Here is a 16297-nt window from a genome sequence, read left to right as displayed (position 1 = left end):
GTGAATGACATCACCATCACTTTCGTCGTGCTTGCACTGGTCGTGGCGCTGTTCGTGATCGGCCGAATCCCGGTCGGCATCATCGCGATCGGCACTGCCCTGGCGCTGTACGCCACCGGTGTGATCACGATGGAGCAGGCGCTCGCCGGATTCGGCGATCCGACGGTGGTGTTCATCGCCGCGCTTTTTGTCGTCAGCGAAGCCCTCGACGCCACCGGTGTCACCACGTGGGCGGGCGAAAAACTGCTGGCGAAAGTCGGCGAATCCCGAGTCCGTCTCGTGAGTGCGATCATGTTGCTGGTTGCCGCGTTGACCGCATTGATCAGCGTCAACGGGGCCGTGGCCGCGTTGGTACCGATGGTGGTCGTCTTGGCGGTACGTCTCGGTAAATCGACGTCACAACTGCTTCTGCCGTTGGCATTTGCCGCCCATGCCGGATCGATGCTCACCTTGACCGGAACACCGGTCAACATCATCGTTTCCGAAGCCGCCGAGGAATCCGGGGCCGGTGCTTTCGGGTTCTTCAGTTTCACCTTGGTCGGTGCGCCGCTCGTATTGGGAACGATTGCGATCGCCGTACTTCTCGGTCCTCACGTCCTCCCCCATCGTGCGGGGACGTCGATGTCGCCTGACCTGAGCCGGCATGCCAAGACCCTCGCGAAGCAGTATCAGCTCATGGGAAAGGATTCGCCGTCCGCAGAGCCCTTGATCACCAAGCACGACGGCGTGGTCGAAGTGATCATCCCGCCGCGCTCGGAAATGATCGGCGACAGGGCTTTTCCGGGCATGGTGACCGACAGTGGAGATCTGGTGATACTCGCAGTCCAGCGCGCCGGTGAGGACTGCGGCCCCAAGGGCGTCAAGTTGGCGGCCGGTGACACGCTTCTCCTGCAAGGAAGCTGGGACGATCTCGACACCCACACCTCCGTCGATCCGAACGTCCTCGTGGTCGACGCACCTGCCCAGATCCGTAAGCAGGCAGCCCCGTTGGGAACCCGCGCGGTCATCGCTCTCGTCGTCGTTGCGGCGATGGTAGTGATGCTGACGTTCGGATTGGTGCCGTCCGCGATAGCCGGACTCCTCGCGGCATGTGCGATGGTGCTGCTACGAGTCATCAGCGTCGAGCAGGCGCATCGGTCCATCTCGTGGACCACGTTGATTCTCGTCGGCGGAATGATCCCGCTGTCGACCGCAATCCAGCAGACCGGCGCGGCCGAAAAGCTCGCGCATGCGTTTGTCGACGTCGTCGGTGGGGCAAGCCCGTATGTCGTCGTCGCTGGACTCTTCGTCGTGACGGCGACTCTGGGCCAGCTGATCAGCAACACTGCAACCGCGTTGATCATCACGCCGATCGCGATCTCGGTCGCCATCGAACTCGACATCTCGGTGCTGCCCCTTCTGATGACGGTCACCGTCGCTGCCGCGGCCTCCTTCCTGACGCCTGTAGCCACTCCCGCGAACATGATGGTGATGGGCCCTGGTGGTTACAAGTTCGGCGACTACTGGAAGCTCGGACTCCCGATGTTGTTGTGGTTCCTGATAGTTGCAACGGTGTTGATCCCAGTGATCTGGAGTTTCTGATGTGCTCACCGAAGGTCTTGTCGGAGGTCTACGAATCGATCGGACGCGAGGGCAGGAAGATCAGCCGTCGATCGATGTTCGCGGCGCTGGGCACCGGTGCCCTCGGCGCGACCGTCATGGCCGGCGCTGTACAGCCCACTGCGTCGGCAACGCCATCGGGTCGGACCATCGTCGATCTGACCCACGTACTGACGCCGGAGTTCCCGGTGTGGCCGGGCGCGCGCTCGTTCGAGATGAGGAACCTGGCGAAGATCGCCGACGCCGCCGGATCTCTGGGCTCGCTCGGCTCCGCCGGGTCAGGTGGAAACTTCTACCTCAACGAACTCCGCCTCGAAGAACACACTGGTACTCACATCGACGCTCCCGCACACGCCAGTGCGGACGGAATCACCGTCGAGAAGATTCCCGTCGCCGACCTCGTCGTGCCGATTGCGGTCGTCGACATCAGTGCCCGAGCCTCCGTCGACCCCGACACACTGCTCACCCGCCAGGACATCCTCGATTGGGAGTCCCTCCACGGGACCATCGCTCCCCGCAGCCTGGTTGCGATGAACTCGGGTTGGGATACCCGGGCCGGTGCCGGTGGCGCCTTCACGAATCGAGATGCACTCGGCGTGCAACACACACCGGGATTCAACCCCGAGGCGATCGACTTTCTCGTCCGCGAGCGCAACATCGTCGCCGTGGGCTCGGACACCCTCAGCATCGACGCGGGCCGAAGCACCACCCACGGGGCTCACCGAAGCGCTTTGGGCTCAGGAAAGTACGCAGTCGAAGCCCTCGCAAATCTGTCCGCACTTCCGGCCGTCGGCGCCACGGTGATGGTGGGAGCGCCGACGCATGCGGGTGGTTCCGGTGGTCCGTGCCGGGTCATCGCCTGGTACTGAAGATCAGGGCGTGGGCGTCACCCGCAGCACCTTGTCGCCGGCGCCGTTGTCGGTGGTCACCAGGAGCGAGCCGTCGGGCGTCGGGGTCACCGACCGCAAGCGACCGAACTGGTTCTCCAACCCGAAGGTCTGCGCGTCGACCGAGCGTCCATCGGCACTCAGGCGGAGGAAGATCAGTTCCTTGCTCTTGAGGCCACCCATTACGAGCGCACCGTCCCAGGCACCCCATGCAGCTCCACCGGTGAAGGCAGCGCTGGCGGTAGCCAACGTCGAGCTACCCGAACGCCACACCGCCGCAATTGCTCCCGGCACTCGCACGGGATCGGTCATCGGCACGGATTCGTCGTACGTTCCGGGAAGCCGATCCGGGCGGTAGCCGTAATTTCCGCCGGGGGTAAGCAGGTTGACTTCGTCGTCGACGCTTGTGCCCTGTTCAACCGAGTACACCCGGCCGGTTCCGGGTTGCACGGCCAAGCCTTGGACGTTGCGGTGCCCGAGCGTGTAGACCGGGCTGGAAGCATTCGGATTCCCCGCCGCCGGAGTTCCGTCGGCGTTGATGTGCAAGACCTTGCCGCCCAGCGAATTCGGATCCTGGGGGACGCTCGGCGTCGCGGTGTCACCCGTCCCGACGAACAGCGTTCCGTCCTGCGCCGCAAGAATTCGGCAACCCCCGTGACGCCCGGACGAGACCGGGATTCCTGGCAATACAGTTCCGGTTCGCGTGAGTGCGGTCCATCCGGCGTCGACGGTCCACGCGATCACTCGAACGTCCGTGACTCCCCCAGCACTGAATCCTTGGCAGGTGTACAGGGTGCGCGACTGAGCGAAGTCGCGAGCAAGCGCGATGCCCATGAGCCCGGTTTCGGACTGCGCGTAGAGATCCGAAAGGTCAGCAGCGACTGGACCTGTCGTGTTGTCGCCTCGGCGAACGAAGAATCCGCCGGATCGTTGTCCGGTCAGGATTGCACCGTCCGGGGCCGCCACTACGTCCCAGGGGTGGTCGAGTCCGTCGACCAGTGTGGTGACCGACAACTGCGGGAGGGTGTCCTCGATGGGTATGTCCGGGTCGTCGCTCCCCAACGATCCGGTGCTTCCGTTGCCGAAACTGCCGGGGTCGAAGGGGAATGGTTGAGCCACGCTCTGCGTTACCGGCATCACCAGTACTGCAGTCAGGGCCACGGTCAATGCGGCGAGCTTCGGATGACGCACGCGTTCTCCTCGGGTCGGAAACCGTTCTGCGCCTCACTATAAACAGACAAACACCATTTTTCGGGCCCTCTCGCTATACCCGCAGGCCACAGGAGAAACGAAACCCCTTCAGAAGTCGGCAAACTCCGGCAAAGCGTTCGCCAGTGGGGATGCGTTACGTCTTGATGCAGGTCGTGCCTTCCGCCAGCCGGGCACACTCCAGTCCAGGAGGTATTCGAGATCCGCTTCCACTCCCCTGTCCCGAAGTCCGAAACGTCGTTCCAGCGCATCGTCGTCCGTCAAATGCAGTCTCGCCGCGTCGGGCAACCTCAGTTCGGGGTCACAGAATGGGCCTACGGGCGCGGTAACCGTTCGTCGTCCTGACGGATCTTTCCACTCCAGAAGACCACCTCCGATTTGCTTCACTGTCCACCTGCCAAACGTCTTCAGTCGGTGATGTTTTCGACACAGACAGGCCAAGTTCCGTTCTGCAGTGGGCCCTCCCTGAGCGGGGTTGCCGTGATCGAACGGCACCGTGTGATCGATATCGCAACTATCAGAACGCACAACACAATTCGGAAAGCGGCACGTACCGTCTCGCGTCCTAACAATCGTCGCCAACGCCGCGGACGGCTGGTACGTGGATTCACCGCGCCGCGAACCACTGTTCCTTCTCGAGCGATTATCCCTTGCCGCAGCGGGCAATATCTCCGGTGAGCGCATCGACCGACCCACGCCGAGCACCGGTCCGACTGCCCCCGCAGTCGAACAATGTTGCACCTCGGACGGTGCAAGGGTGAGGACTCTCTGCCACGTGGCGTCCGCGGCGATCGCGCGCGCAAGGTCGGCATCGATGTGGCCGTACCCCTGCAAATAGCCTGGCAGGTCGTCGAATCCGAGCAGGGTGGAAGCGTTGACACCCACAAGAATTGTCGCAATCGGGAGCGCGGAGGTCTTCGTATCATCCCTACGGGTGCAATCGCCGTCGCACTGACAATCCAACGACGTCTTTCCTTCCGCCAATGCGATCAGTGCATCGGCACGCCGTTGCCCGAAAGTTCTCGGATCGGAACCACAGACCTGCATCGACATCGCACGGAGCCTGGTGGCCAAAGTCTGAGCGCCGACCGCTGGAAGCATTCCGTCCAGAGTCGACATACCGTCGTGCGACGCGCACGTCCGAACGTCCCGATCCGCCTCCGCACGAACTCGCCTGGCACGCACCCCATCAGGGTCGTGCCGAGCAATGAGACCTCGTGCGCGCGCCTTCAACTTGTTACCGGTTACACGGCAGGCACCGTCCACGAGGAGTCGCTCGATGTCATCGAGCGCGTGCTCGGAGACGTTGGCGAGAGCTTCGGACAGTGCCATCGCTTTGGCCAGATCGATGTCACCGCAAGCAAAAGCGGCCGCCACCCGCGGAAGTCGCCAGCGCAGGTCACATCCCAGTGCAATCATTTTCTGCGCGGCGTACTCCGTAATGCTCAGTATCGACGCGATCTCCACGTGCGCGAATTGACCCCGAAAAGCCTCATTGACTCCAACCGCGGCATCCTCCTCACAACGGTCCAAGTACAGCGCAGTGACCGCGTCGATCTCGAGGAAGTGGGCGCGCGCGATTTCCGCATGCTGCCGAAACAGCGCGTCCGCGGAAGTCTTCGATTCGAACATATGAGCGATTCTACGGGCGCCCACCGACAAGTTTTTGCGAAATCCCGGGGTATTCACCGATACCTTTTGCGCTCCGATGTCACTACGTTCAATCGCATGACTCAGCATCCGACACGAGATCAACCGTACTTCGGCATAGCGATATTCGAGTTGGGGAAGAATGACGGGGTCGGGTGCTTCTACCGAGAGGACTGTTATCTCACCTGGGCTGGCGACCCCGCTGAGGCGCAGTCAAAATTCGAGCGCAAGGCCGGCGAGCGGGAGTATCCGCTCGGCGCGAGCGATGACCAGTCCTATGTAAAACTCGCGCATCTCGTGGATCTTGCGCCGGTGTCGGACGCTGTCCATACTGGCACCGCAGATCTCTACTCTCGACACTTCTCAAATATTGCCGCCTACAGAACTTTTGAGACACTTCTAGGAGGAGACAGCATCCTCTGACAAGCGCCCACTTCACGCCCGCTGCGCGCACAACAGCGCGAAGCGCTGATCCTGATCTGTCCACACCTTCCGTACCCCGAAGCCCGCGGACGCGAGTTCCGCGGCAATCCCCTCCTCGGTGAACTTCGCCGAGATCTCGGTGCGCAGCTGCTCGCCCGCTGCGAAGGTGATCTCCAGATCCAGGTCGTCGATATGCACCGAGACTTCACGAAGTGCTTCCAGGCGCATCTCGATCCACTCGTTCTCGGCATCCCAGAGCGCGACGTGACGGAAGTCCTCCAAGGGAAAGTTCGCTCCCAGTTGCTTGTTCAGGACCGAGAGAACATTGAGATTGAACTGAGCAGTCACACCGGCAGCGTCGTCGTAGGCGGGCACGAGGACTGCGGGATCGATCACCAATCCCACGCCCAGGATCAGGTTCTCACCGGGATCGAGCACCGCTGCAATGCCCGAGAGGAACTCGGCGCGTTCTGCCGGAACGAGATTGCCGAGAGTTCCACCGAGAAAAGCGACTGCGCGCCGTCCACCCCCGGGTAGATGATGCAGCGAACCGGTGAAGTCACTGACCACCCCGACCACGTCGATTACGGGAAACTCGGCACCGACTTGCTGCGCCGCACCTTCGAGGGCCGTCACCGAAACATCCTGCGGTACATACGTTCGCAGAGTTCCGCGAGCCGTCATCGCGTCGAGGAGCAACCGCGTCTTCTCAGAGGAACCTGAACCCAGTTCGATCAGGATCTCGGGTTCGGTCAACGCCGCGATCTCGTCGGCGTACCGAGCGAGCAGGCCGCGTTCGGTACGGGTGGGGTAATACTCGGGTAAGGCCGTGATCTCCTCGAAGAGTTCACTTCCACGCGCGTCGTAGAACCATTTGGGCGAGAGCCACTTCGGCGTAGCGGTCAAGCCCTCCCTGGCCTCGGCTCGCAATGCGTCGACCGATTCGGCCGGTGTCAGATAAACCTCGAGCGTAGGGGTTTTCATTGTTCTCCCATCGGTATCGGGGTGATGATCAAATGGCCGGGACGCGCGCAGACGATGTGCCGGTCCGGCACCTGCTCCCAGTCCGGTGAACGATCGGACGGTTCGGAAACGATCAGTGCCCGCGACTCGTCGACCCGTGTGTACAACGTGTGGCCCCACGCCGTGGCCCACAGTTCCTGCCCGTCGCCGAACAGGAGGTTCAATCGTGAATCCGGTGCCGCCGCAGCCACATCGTGAACGAGGCTCGTCACGGCGGCTTCCGCGGGCTTCGACTTCAACCGATGCCGAAGCACTGTCCACAACAAGGCAGCATCCGTCGGCGCGGGCATCTTCAGCAATTCGATGGCCGGAACTTCTGCTGCCAAGTCGGAGAGTGAGCCAGGCCAACCGGATACCGCTCCGTTGTGGCTGAAAGCGTAGGTTCCGTCGACGAACGGTGCGCAGGCACCGATCTCGACGGCCATCCCCTCCGTCGCGGAACGTACGGCGGCGAGAACGGATCCGGAAACGATGTGGGACAACGTCTCGTCGACTGTCGGGTCCGACCAGATCGGCGAGATACTGCGGTACCGTCCCTGCCTTCCACCGTTCCACCACACCGCGCCGAATCCGTCGGCATTGACGGTCCCGCCGCCACGCATCTCGCGAGGTGCCCACGACTGTCGCATCAGTGAGTTCTCGCCGTCGTGGAGGAGTTCACGAACCGAACGCGGCGGCCCGAGATACCCGAGGTGCCGACACATGTCAGGATCTACCCGAAATCGTTCTGGCGCAGCGAAAACCCGAGAAGATCTGGCGCCTGATCGGGTGGTCCCAGTTGCGGAACGTCCCCCGGCAGGCAACGCTGTCGGTCCCGAACGATCCCCCTCGCAACACTTTGTAGTCGCCGCCGAAGAACACCTCCGAGTACTCCCGGTAGGGGAAGGCCCGGAAACCCGGATACGGATGGAAACCCGAAGACGTCCACTCCCACACGTCACCGATCAACTGCTCGACACCTGCTGCCGATGCACCCGCCGGGTACGAGCCGACGCCGGCGGGACCGAGATGGCGCTGACCGAGATTGGCAAGTTTCTCGTCTGCGGACACGTCCCCCCACGGGAATCGTCGCGATCTTCCGGATTCCGGATCCCACCGCGCGGCCTTTTCCCATTCCGCCTCGGTGGGAAGCCGTTTGCCTGCCCAGCACGCGTAGGCCTCGGCTTCGTAGAAGCTCACATGCACGACGGGCTTGTCCGGTGGGACCGGAGCCTCGATGCCGAAAGTCTCGTGCCACCAACCCGAACTGTCGCGTTCCCAGAACAGTGGTGCACGGAGCTTCGCGTCGACGCGATGCCGCCAACCGTCACGGGACCACAGTTCCGGTCGGGAATAGCCGCCGTCCTCGATGAATTCGACGAACTGCCCATTGGTGACCGGGAATCTGTCGATCGCGAAGTCGGTGAGATAGACCTGATGCGCAGTGCGCTCGTTGTCGAGTGCCCACGGTTCGTCGTCGGTCCCCATGACGAAGGGGCCGGCGGGGATCGTGACCTCGTCGAGTTCCGGCATGCGGGCCGCTTGCGGAGCGGGTGTGGCAACGAGTGCCGTGGGTCCCGAACGCAATTGGTGTGTTGCGAGCATGGTTTCGGCGTGTTGCTGCTCGTGCTGCGCGATCATCCCGAAGGCAAAACCGTCCATGTCGAGTTCTGTGCGTCCGAAGGTGCTGGCTTCGAGCACATCCCAGACCTTCCCGCGAACCGTACGTACGTATTCGCGCGCCTCGGCCGGGTTGAGCAGGGGAAGTGTGGGTCTCGACGATCTCGAATGCTTGAACGCGTCGTACAGCTCGTCTATGTCGCTACGCACCGGATCGCGGCCACCGACATCTCGCACCAGCCAGAGTTCCTCTTGATTGCCGATATGCGCCAGGTCCCACACGAGTGGACTCATCAACGGAGAATGCTGAGCGACCAATTCGGTATCGTCGACGCAGTCGGTGAGCAGCGTCGACCGTTCACGCGCTCGCAGAAGTACGGCCTCGACCGCTTCCTTGGTGATCTCCCCCGTCATGTGTCGCTCTCACCGGGCACAATTGCGCGACAACACCGTTCGGCTGCGGCATCGAGAAGACGGACAAACTGCGGCTCCGGCGCGTACGACGCGGCAAGCGACATCAGAGAGGTTGCCGCCGAACGCAGTTCGACGTCGTCCAAACCGTACTCTGCCGCATCCCGCCATCTCCCGGCCGTCGACGCTGCGGCATCACTCGCCTCACGCATCACGGCAGGCCCGGACAGCAACGCGTCGATCGCTGCTACCGGTACTCGCCACAGATCTCCCGGCTGCGCATCGATGTAGCGAACCTCCAGATGGCCGACAGCGCGAACCGGCGGGAACAGCGTGGACAGGTGATAGTCCAAGTCCGCCCAGACGGGTCGGCGTCCGATCTCGGCATCCAAAGCGCCGTCTATCCAGTCCCCGAAAGTGGCACCCCGCGGAGCCGTCCAATCGTCGCCTTCGTTTCGCACACACATCAGCGGAACATCGAGCGCCCAGCCGGCGTAGTCCTGCACTTCCGGGACTGCGACCGTTCGCCAGGAATCGAGTTCGAGCCACGTCCGCATGCGTTGGGACGCCCAATCCCCTCTCGGAACCCCTTGCAAGCGTGGAGAACACGCAAACGCAGCGATGAGCGCCGGCCCCATGTCCCCGAGGAGCCGCCAACGCTGGGCAATGGACTCCGGGCTGCCGCCGGCATCGACACTGACCTGCACTGCTGCTGTATTGCACATCATCAAGGTGCCATACGGTCCTATCCCGGCGAAGCGGGATTCCATTGCGCAATAACGTGGCAACCGGAGAATCCGGGAAGGTGGGCGGGCGACGTCGGCCGCGGCAGAACTGATTTCGATGGAGTACGACGCGAGGAGTGTTTCGAGAGTACGACGGTCTTCGTCGAGACAGTCACACAGTTCTCGGGCGGACGTCCGCGGCGCTGACGAGAGTTCGATCTGTCCGCCAGGTTCTACGGTGACGAGGCTGCCACGAGGAAGCGGAACCGCTGGTGAATCCGGGTCGATACTGGTGGGTGCGTGTCGCCCGAGTGCCTTTGCCAGAGTCGCCGCTGACGGCCGCTCCCCACCGGGAACCTGGCTGGTCAGCCACTCGAGCTCAGCTCCGACCAAACGGGGTGGCCCCTGTTTGAAGCACACACCACCGACGTAGGCCTCGGCCGCAGGACGTGAATCCACCTGCGTGGTCTGTGCTGCTGTCAACGCTGCTGTCACCATTCGACTTCCCCTTCGGGCGGTCTTCGCGGTCGCTACCGACGATAGAACGCCAACGTCCGAGATGCACCCTTTGTGGTGTTACGTGTCGTTGAATTTCTTCAGTCGTATCCACCGGTACCCACAACCGGCCAGAACCACACCTGCGCCGGAAACAACCGCGATCCACGGAAGTGTGACCACTAGAACGACACAACCAGCCGCGCCAACCGCTTGCAGCCACTTCGGATACATCCGGTCCACACCGCGTTGGCTGTACGCACTCACGTTCGCGACGAAGTAGTAGAGCAGCACTCCGAACGACGAAAAGCCGATCACCCCACGAAGATCGGTTGTCGAGACCAAGGCGATCACAACGGCACCGACCACAAGTTCCGCATGGTGAGGGACCCCGAACCGTGGATGGACTGCAGCGAGGGCCACTGGCAGATCGCGCTCGCGGGCCATCGCCATCGCCGTACGACTCACGCCGGCGACCAGAGCCAGCAGCGCCCCCGCCGACGCCGCCGCGGCACCGATCACCACTACCGGAACGGCCCAACTCCAACCGACTGCGCCCACCGCATCTGCCAGTGGTCGCGCCGAATTCGCCAGCCGATCAGGTCCCAGCGTCACCAACAGCACCACCGCCACCAGCGCATAGAGGATGACGGCGACGGTGAGTGCGATCAGGATCGCCCGCGGAATCGTTCGACGCGGATCACGCACTTCCTCCCCCAGCGTCGCGATCCTGGCGTACCCGGCGAAGGCAAAGAACAGCAGTCCCGCCGATTGCAGAATTCCGTACCACGACCCGAATGCGAGATCCGGGAACTCGCGCACCGCACCAGGACCGACGACGGCAACCACCAGCGCTACACACAGCGCCGTCGTCGACACGGCGACGATCACCCTGGCCATGTGCGCCGTCCGCGTGACTCCGCGGTAGTTGACTGCAACCAGCGCTGCCACCACCAATACCGCGACGGGGACACGCCAGGCCGTAGGCGCAACATACGTCGCGAAAGTCAGAGCCATTGCCGCGCAGCTCGCGGTCTTCCCGATCACGAACGACCAGCCGGCGGCAAACCCCCACCAGGGTCCGAGCTGCTCACGTCCGTAGACGTAGGTCCCACCTGAAGTGGGGTATCTGGCCGCAAGCTGCGCCGACGACGTCGCGTTGCAGTAGGCGATGAACGCTGCAATCGCCAGGCCCACAAGCAACCCGGTACCGGCTACTGCGGCAGCGGGCGCGAACACCACGAAGACTCCGGCGCCGATCATCGCGCCGAGGCCGATCACCACGGCATCGGCCGTGCCCAGTCTTCGCTCCATCGGGACAGCTTCGTTCACAGGTAGTTTGAACCACACCGACATGAACGGAAGGTGCCATGTTCGATCTCGACACGATCCGCCGCGACACCCCCGGATGCCTTGACAAGGTGTTCCTCGACAGCGCGGGATCCTCGCTCCCGCCCGAGCCGGTGCCGGCCACGATGATCGAGCACCTGCGACGTGAAGCCGACGTCGGCGGATACGTCGCAGCTGCTCGTCAGAGCGGCGCCCTCGCTGCTGTTCCCCATTCGCTGGCCCGGGTCATCGGTGCTCAGGCAACCGATATCGCTTTGACGGACAGCGCGACCCGCGCGTGGAACGACTTCCTCGCTGCCGTTCCGCTCGGACCCGGTGATCGAATTCTCATCAGCGGAGTCGAATACGCGAGCAACGCCATCGCTGCACTGGGGCGGGCGCGTTCGACCGGTGCCCACGTCGAGATCATCCCGAGCGATCAGTACGGACGCATCGACCTCGACGCACTCGAGAACATGCTCGACGATCGTGTTCGCGTCGTCTCCGTCGTCCACGTCCCCACCAACGGCGGCCTGATCAACCCCGTCCGCGAGGTCGTCGAACTCGCGAGGGCCCACGGCTCGCTCGTTCTGCTCGACGCATGCCAGTCCGTCGGCCAATTGCCCATCGACGTCACCGAACTCGGCGTCGACGCCCTCAGCGCAACCGGCCGCAAGTGGCTCCGCGGGCCACGCGGAACCGGATTCCTGTACGTTCGCCCCGGACTCGTCGATGCACTCGAACCCGCTGCGATGGACCTGCACGGAGCGGAATGGACCGGCGAGAACAGCTTCGTACCCGCACCGGACGCAACACGATTCGAGCTCTGGGAAACGAGTGTCGCTGCGCGCCTGGGTCTCGGCGTCGCCGCCGACTATCTGCTCTCGATCGGCACCGACACGGCGTGGGAGCAGATCGAATCCCGAGCAGTCACGCTGAGGGAAGGTCTGGCAGCGATTTCCGGAGTCGAAGTCCGCGATCGAGGAACCCATCTGAGCGGCATCGTTTCCTTCACCGTCGACGGTATCCCCGAGCACTTGGTGCGGGATCAGCTTGCAGCACAGAACATCACCGTCACCGTCAGTGGTCGCGGGTCCACCCTCCTCGACATGGATGCCCGCGGGCTCGATGCCGTGGTTCGCGCATCGCCGCACTACTTCGTCGACGAAGCCGACCTGGACACATTTCTGGGCGCGGTCAGGGGATTACAAACCTCCCGTTGACCGGGACCATGCCTGATCTGCGGAAGTCGAAACTGCAACTGTGGGGTGATCAGCAGTTTCGCCTTCCGAGAGGACTATTCGCATGGCCGACCCCACCGTCAGACCGATCTCCGCTGCCGACATCACCACCTGGGACTACGAGGCCGACGTCGTCGTCGCGGGATACGGCATCGCCGGCGTCACCGCTGCGATCGAAGCAGCTCGTGCCGGCGCCGAGGTGCTCGTCCTGGAGCGGACGGGCGGTTGGGGCGGAGCCGCGTCACTGGCTGGTGGATTCATCTACCTGGGCGGTGGAACGCCGTTGCAGAAGGCGTGCGGGTTCGAGGACTCGGTCGAGAACATGAAGACGTTCATGAAGGCAGCGCTCGGCCCCGGAACCGGCGATACGAAGATCGACGCGTACTGCGAGGGCAGCGTCGATCACTACAACTGGCTCGTCGACGCCGGGGTCCCGTTCAAGGAATCGTTCTGGGGTCAGCCCGGCTGGGAACCGCCGTACGACGACGGCCTGATGTACTCGGGAGGCGAGAACGCCGCGCCGTTCAACACCCTCGTCGATCCCGCGCCCCGCGGACACGTTCCGCAGATGTCCGAGAAGAACACCGGCGAGAAGGGCGGCGGCTACATGCTGATGAAGCCACTCGTCGAGACGGCCGAAAAGCTCGGTGTCCGAGCAGAATACGATCTGCGCGTCCAAACTCTGGTGGTAGACGGCGATCGGGTTGTCGGCGTCGTCGCCAAGCGTTACGGCAAAGACGTCGCGATTCGCGCACGCAAGGGCGTCGTGCTGGCGATGGGCAGCTTCGCGTACAACAACGAGATGGTGCGCTCGAACGCACCGCGTATCTTCGGCCACCCGGCGGCCTCCATCGAGGCGCACGACGGCCGCGCAATCCAGATCGGTCAGGCACTCGGCGCCGACACCGCACACATGGACGCCACCGAGGTCGCGTTCTTCTGCGACCCGCAGTTGATGGTGCGCGGCATTCTTGTCAACGGCCGCGGTCAGCGATACATCCCCGAGGACACCTACCCCGGCCGCATCGGCCAGGCAACGCTGTTCCAGCAGGACAACCAGGCATTCCTCGTGATCGACGAAGCTGCGTACGAGGAAGGCATGAATGCCGAATCGTCCAGTGCACAGTTGCGGGCGCAGCCGAGCTGGGTGGCGGAGACCGTCGAGGAACTCGAAGGCGAGATGGGATTGCCCGCCGGATCGCTGCAATCCACCGTCGACCTCTACAACCGGCACGCGGCTGAAGGTTCGGATCCGGTGCTCGGCAAGAAGTCCGAGTGGGTGAAGCCGATCGTCGGCCCGTTCGCGGCAATCGATCTCCGTGGCCGCACAGGCGGATTCACGCTGGGAGGATTGAAGACCACCGTCGATTCCGAGGTTCTGCACGTCTCGGGTGCGCCGATCCCCGGACTGTTCGCAGCGGGTCGCTGCACGTCCGGTGTCTGTGCGGGCGGTTACGCCAGCGGGACAAGTCTCGGCGACGGCAGCTTCTTCGGACGTCGTGCCGGAATCAGCGCGGCGCGCTAGATCACCACAACTCGCACGCCCTCGGCAAAGCGGTACGGCTGAGTCTGCAGGACTGCGCCGAGGTGTTTCCTCAGTCTGGACACCTCGGCGCGCACTGCCACGACATGCTCGCGATCACCGAAGAGCACTTCGCTCAGGCCTGCGGCATCCACACCTGCCGAACCGACGGCTGCCAGTGCCCGCAAGATCTGAGCGTGACGCGGCGAAAGCGCGCGCGTCCAGTTGGCGTCACCACGCACCGTCACCTGCGGCGATGCTCCGAGGGCCAGCTCCAGCTCGATCAACGGCCCGCCGACGCCGGTGCGCAACAGCCAGCCGTCTCCCAGCGGCTCAGGCAGACACATCCCCAGACCTGGCACGATGACGGGCTTTCCCGCACTGGGTGCTGCCACACGGTCGGGCGCGGCAATCCCGCTGGCGCCGGCTACCCAGCCGAACTCGTCGACCACCAATGCCGGACCTGTGCCTGCCGCGAACAACGGCGCCGCGCGCGAGCGCAGGCGCTCGAGCGAAGCTGCGTGCTCGCGCCACAGCGTCGCCTCCGCGAGGCGAACCGCGGTGCGCACCAGCGCGACGGTGGTGGGATGAACCGAAGCTGCGGATCCACTGATGTCCACCACGCCCAGGATCTCGCCCGTCCGTGGGTCGTGCACGGGCGAGCCGGTACACGACCAATTGTGATGCGTGGGCGCATAGTGCTCGGCCGAGAAGAGTTGCACCGCAGAGTCTTCGATCAGCGCGGTACCTATCGCGTTGGTCCCCACCGACTGCTCCGACCAGCGTGCGCCTTCCGCGAACCCGAGAGCGTCCGCCGCACGTTTGACGGTCTTCGCCCCTTCGCGCCAGAGCAGGACACCGTCGGCGTCGGCAACGACCACGATGAAGCCCGCGTCCTCGGCGACCTCGGTGAGCGTGGTTCGCAGTTCGGGCAGAACGCTTCGCAGCGCGGTACGCGAACGCCTCGCCTCCAACTCGGAGAAATCGGCAACAGTAGACGCACCGCAGTGATCCGGCGTGAGCCCGCCGGCGGCCACCCTCGACCACGACCGCGCCACGACGGTCCGCGGCTGCGCCGGTGGTTCCTGGCCGGAGAGAACTGCGTCGTGCACCCGACTGAGTAGGCGAGCATGCTGCGACAGGTCGGTACCCGGCACGACGGCACCGAGCCGACTGCCTTCGGGAGCGTTCCCCACGGTGGTCACTCCGTCAGGCTACCGCTTTCGATGTGACGCGAACCACGTCCACACGGCCAGGTCCCCACCACCTGCGATTAGCGGCCGGGAGCAAACTCCGGTAACGTATCCAAAGTTGTCTCGGCGAGGGTGAATCGCAGCAGTTCCACACGTTGCAGGTTTACCGTGATCGACGCGGCTACGGCTCAGCTCGAGCGTTTCGCTCCTGGCCGTGTGCGCGCCTGTCCGCCTTGCCGCAGGCAAAACCACACGTCAGTAGACCGAGCACGAACCCCGTGAGTTGTAGGAGCCGTTTCATCATGTCTGAAGAAAACAACCTCGTCGCCGTCGTCCGCACCGAATTCGGCAAGGGCGCAGCTCGCCGCGCACGTCGTGACGGCCAGGTCCCCACGGTTCTGTACGGCCACGGTGAAGATCCCCGCCACCTCAATGTGCCGGCTCGCGACTTCGCCGCCATCCTCCGTGCACACGGCACCAACGCCATCCTCACCCTCGACATCGAGGGCACGGAGCAGGTTGCACTGACCAAGTCGGTCGTCGTGCACCCCATCCGCAACTACATCGAGCACGCCGACCTCCTCGTCATCAAGAAGGGCGAGAAGGTCACGATCGACGTGAACGTCATCGTCGTCGGCGATGCTGCTGCAGGCACGATGGTCGCGCAGGACGCATCCACGATCTCCATCGAGGCCGACGCGCTTCACATCCCCGAGCAGATCGAGGTTTCGGTCGAGGGTCTCGAGATCGGAACCCAGATCCTGGCCAGCCAGCTCGAACTGCCCAAGGGCTCGACCCTGCAGGCTGACGCCGACACCCTGATCGTCAACGTCGTTGCTGCACCCACCGAGGCAGACCTCGAAGAGGGCGCAGAAGCTCCCGCCGCCGACGAGGCTGCAGAAGAGGCCTGATCCTCTCGGTTCCAACAGAACTCACTGCGCGCGGCGCGTCATTCCGATTCGGAGTGACGCGCCGTTCGTGCGTAGCAGGA

The 16297-nt window shown here is 63.8% G+C and carries 14 protein-coding genes; 6 read left to right on the top strand and 8 right to left on the bottom strand.

Annotation, left to right across the window (positions count from 1 at the left end; genetic code table 11):
* Window positions 1-1581: an SLC13 family permease gene (locus tag G9U53_RS26725; RefSeq protein WP_081558200.1), complete on the top strand. Its 1581-nt coding sequence runs from the start codon at window positions 1-3 to the stop codon at window positions 1579-1581.
* Window positions 1581-2468: a cyclase family protein gene (locus G9U53_RS26720; RefSeq protein WP_081558201.1), complete on the top strand. Its 888-nt coding sequence runs from the start codon at window positions 1581-1583 to the stop codon at window positions 2466-2468. The genes G9U53_RS26725 and G9U53_RS26720 overlap by 1 nt, the downstream gene beginning before the upstream one ends.
* A 3-nt stretch (window positions 2469-2471) precedes the next feature.
* On the opposite strand, the gene G9U53_RS26715 is transcribed toward G9U53_RS26720, so the two are convergent.
* Window positions 2472-3677: a PQQ-dependent sugar dehydrogenase gene (locus G9U53_RS26715; protein ID WP_047270295.1), complete on the bottom strand. Its 1206-nt coding sequence runs from the start codon at window positions 3675-3677 to the stop codon at window positions 2472-2474.
* A 108-nt stretch (window positions 3678-3785) separates the two neighbouring features.
* The gene (locus G9U53_RS26710; RefSeq protein ID WP_165639604.1) at window positions 3786-5327 is read right to left on the bottom strand and encodes an HNH endonuclease signature motif containing protein; all 1542 of its coding nucleotides are present in this window, start codon (window positions 5325-5327) and stop codon (window positions 3786-3788) included.
* A gap of 96 nt (window positions 5328-5423) precedes the next feature.
* Here G9U53_RS26710 and G9U53_RS26705 point away from each other — a divergent pair, with 96 nt between their 5' ends.
* On the top strand, window positions 5424-5768 hold the full coding sequence (locus G9U53_RS26705; protein ID WP_081558203.1) for a hypothetical protein: 345 nt from the start codon (window positions 5424-5426) through the stop codon (window positions 5766-5768).
* Window positions 5769-5780: 12 nt separating this feature from the next.
* Here the strand turns inward: G9U53_RS26705 and egtD are convergent, their stop codons facing one another.
* The 5 genes from egtD to G9U53_RS26680 all read right to left on the bottom strand — a co-directional run bounded on the left by egtD (window position 5781) and on the right by G9U53_RS26680 (window position 11377).
* Window positions 5781-6752 carry an L-histidine N(alpha)-methyltransferase gene (gene egtD, locus G9U53_RS26700; RefSeq protein WP_081558204.1) on the bottom strand — a complete coding sequence of 324 codons (972 nt, stop codon included), beginning with the start codon at window positions 6750-6752 and terminating at the stop codon, window positions 5781-5783.
* A complete protein-coding gene (gene egtC / locus G9U53_RS26695; protein ID WP_165639603.1) occupies window positions 6749-7495 on the bottom strand; it encodes an ergothioneine biosynthesis protein EgtC in 747 nt (248 codons plus the stop codon). The genes egtD and egtC overlap by 4 nt, the downstream gene beginning before the upstream one ends.
* Window position 7496: 1 nt before the next feature.
* Window positions 7497-8804, bottom strand: coding sequence for an ergothioneine biosynthesis protein EgtB (gene egtB / locus G9U53_RS26690; protein WP_081558206.1), 1308 nt, complete (start codon window positions 8802-8804; stop codon window positions 7497-7499).
* Window positions 8801-10024 carry an ergothioneine biosynthesis glutamate--cysteine ligase EgtA gene (egtA, locus tag G9U53_RS26685; RefSeq protein ID WP_003946302.1) on the bottom strand — a complete coding sequence of 408 codons (1224 nt, stop codon included), beginning with the start codon at window positions 10022-10024 and terminating at the stop codon, window positions 8801-8803. The genes egtB and egtA overlap by 4 nt, the downstream gene beginning before the upstream one ends.
* Window positions 10025-10102: 78 nt before the next feature.
* Window positions 10103-11377, bottom strand: a complete 1275-nt coding sequence (locus G9U53_RS26680) for an APC family permease (RefSeq protein WP_081558207.1) — start codon at window positions 11375-11377, stop codon at window positions 10103-10105.
* 14 nt (window positions 11378-11391) lie between these two features.
* Here G9U53_RS26680 and G9U53_RS26675 point away from each other — a divergent pair, with 14 nt between their 5' ends.
* A complete protein-coding gene (locus tag G9U53_RS26675) occupies window positions 11392-12573 on the top strand; it encodes an aminotransferase class V-fold PLP-dependent enzyme (protein ID WP_030536293.1) in 1182 nt (393 codons plus the stop codon).
* 82 nt (window positions 12574-12655) lie between these two features.
* On the top strand, window positions 12656-14116 hold the full coding sequence (locus tag G9U53_RS26670) for an FAD-dependent oxidoreductase (RefSeq protein ID WP_081558208.1): 1461 nt from the start codon (window positions 12656-12658) through the stop codon (window positions 14114-14116).
* On the opposite strand, the gene G9U53_RS26665 is transcribed toward G9U53_RS26670, so the two are convergent.
* A complete protein-coding gene (locus G9U53_RS26665) occupies window positions 14113-15318 on the bottom strand; it encodes a GAF domain-containing protein (protein ID WP_042448934.1) in 1206 nt (401 codons plus the stop codon). The two genes, G9U53_RS26670 and G9U53_RS26665, sit on opposite strands and share 4 nt — an antisense overlap.
* Window positions 15319-15608: 290 nt before the next feature.
* On the opposite strand from G9U53_RS26665, the gene G9U53_RS26660 reads away from it, so the two are divergent.
* Window positions 15609-16217, top strand: a complete 609-nt coding sequence (locus G9U53_RS26660) for a 50S ribosomal protein L25/general stress protein Ctc (RefSeq protein WP_003946242.1) — start codon at window positions 15609-15611, stop codon at window positions 16215-16217.
* The last annotated feature ends 80 nt before the right edge of the window (window positions 16218-16297 follow it).

The sequence above is a fragment of the Rhodococcus sp. D-46 genome, from assembly GCF_011290655.1.
Taxonomy (GTDB): domain Bacteria; phylum Actinomycetota; class Actinomycetes; order Mycobacteriales; family Mycobacteriaceae; genus Rhodococcus_F; species Rhodococcus_F qingshengii.
This window is presented reverse-complemented; position numbering and strand designations above follow the sequence as displayed.

Coding starts and splice junctions, on each gene's coding strand:
- G9U53_RS26720 (WP_081558201.1), top strand. CDS start 1,581: ATGTGCTCACCGAAGGTCTTGTCGGAGGTCTACGAATCGATCGGACGC.
- G9U53_RS26710 (WP_165639604.1), bottom strand. CDS start 5,327: ATGTTCGAATCGAAGACTTCCGCGGACGCGCTGTTTCGGCAGCATGCG.
- G9U53_RS26705 (WP_081558203.1), top strand. CDS start 5,424: ATGACTCAGCATCCGACACGAGATCAACCGTACTTCGGCATAGCGATA.
- egtD (WP_081558204.1), bottom strand. CDS start 6,752: ATGAAAACCCCTACGCTCGAGGTTTATCTGACACCGGCCGAATCGGTC.
- egtC (WP_165639603.1), bottom strand. CDS start 7,495: ATGTGTCGGCACCTCGGGTATCTCGGGCCGCCGCGTTCGGTTCGTGAA.
- egtB (WP_081558206.1), bottom strand. CDS start 8,804: ATGACGGGGGAGATCACCAAGGAAGCGGTCGAGGCCGTACTTCTGCGA.
- egtA (WP_003946302.1), bottom strand. CDS start 10,024: ATGGTGACAGCAGCGTTGACAGCAGCACAGACCACGCAGGTGGATTCA.
- G9U53_RS26680 (WP_081558207.1), bottom strand. CDS start 11,377: ATGTCGGTGTGGTTCAAACTACCTGTGAACGAAGCTGTCCCGATGGAG.
- G9U53_RS26675 (WP_030536293.1), top strand. CDS start 11,392: ATGTTCGATCTCGACACGATCCGCCGCGACACCCCCGGATGCCTTGAC.
- G9U53_RS26670 (WP_081558208.1), top strand. CDS start 12,656: ATGGCCGACCCCACCGTCAGACCGATCTCCGCTGCCGACATCACCACC.
- G9U53_RS26660 (WP_003946242.1), top strand. CDS start 15,609: ATGTCTGAAGAAAACAACCTCGTCGCCGTCGTCCGCACCGAATTCGGC.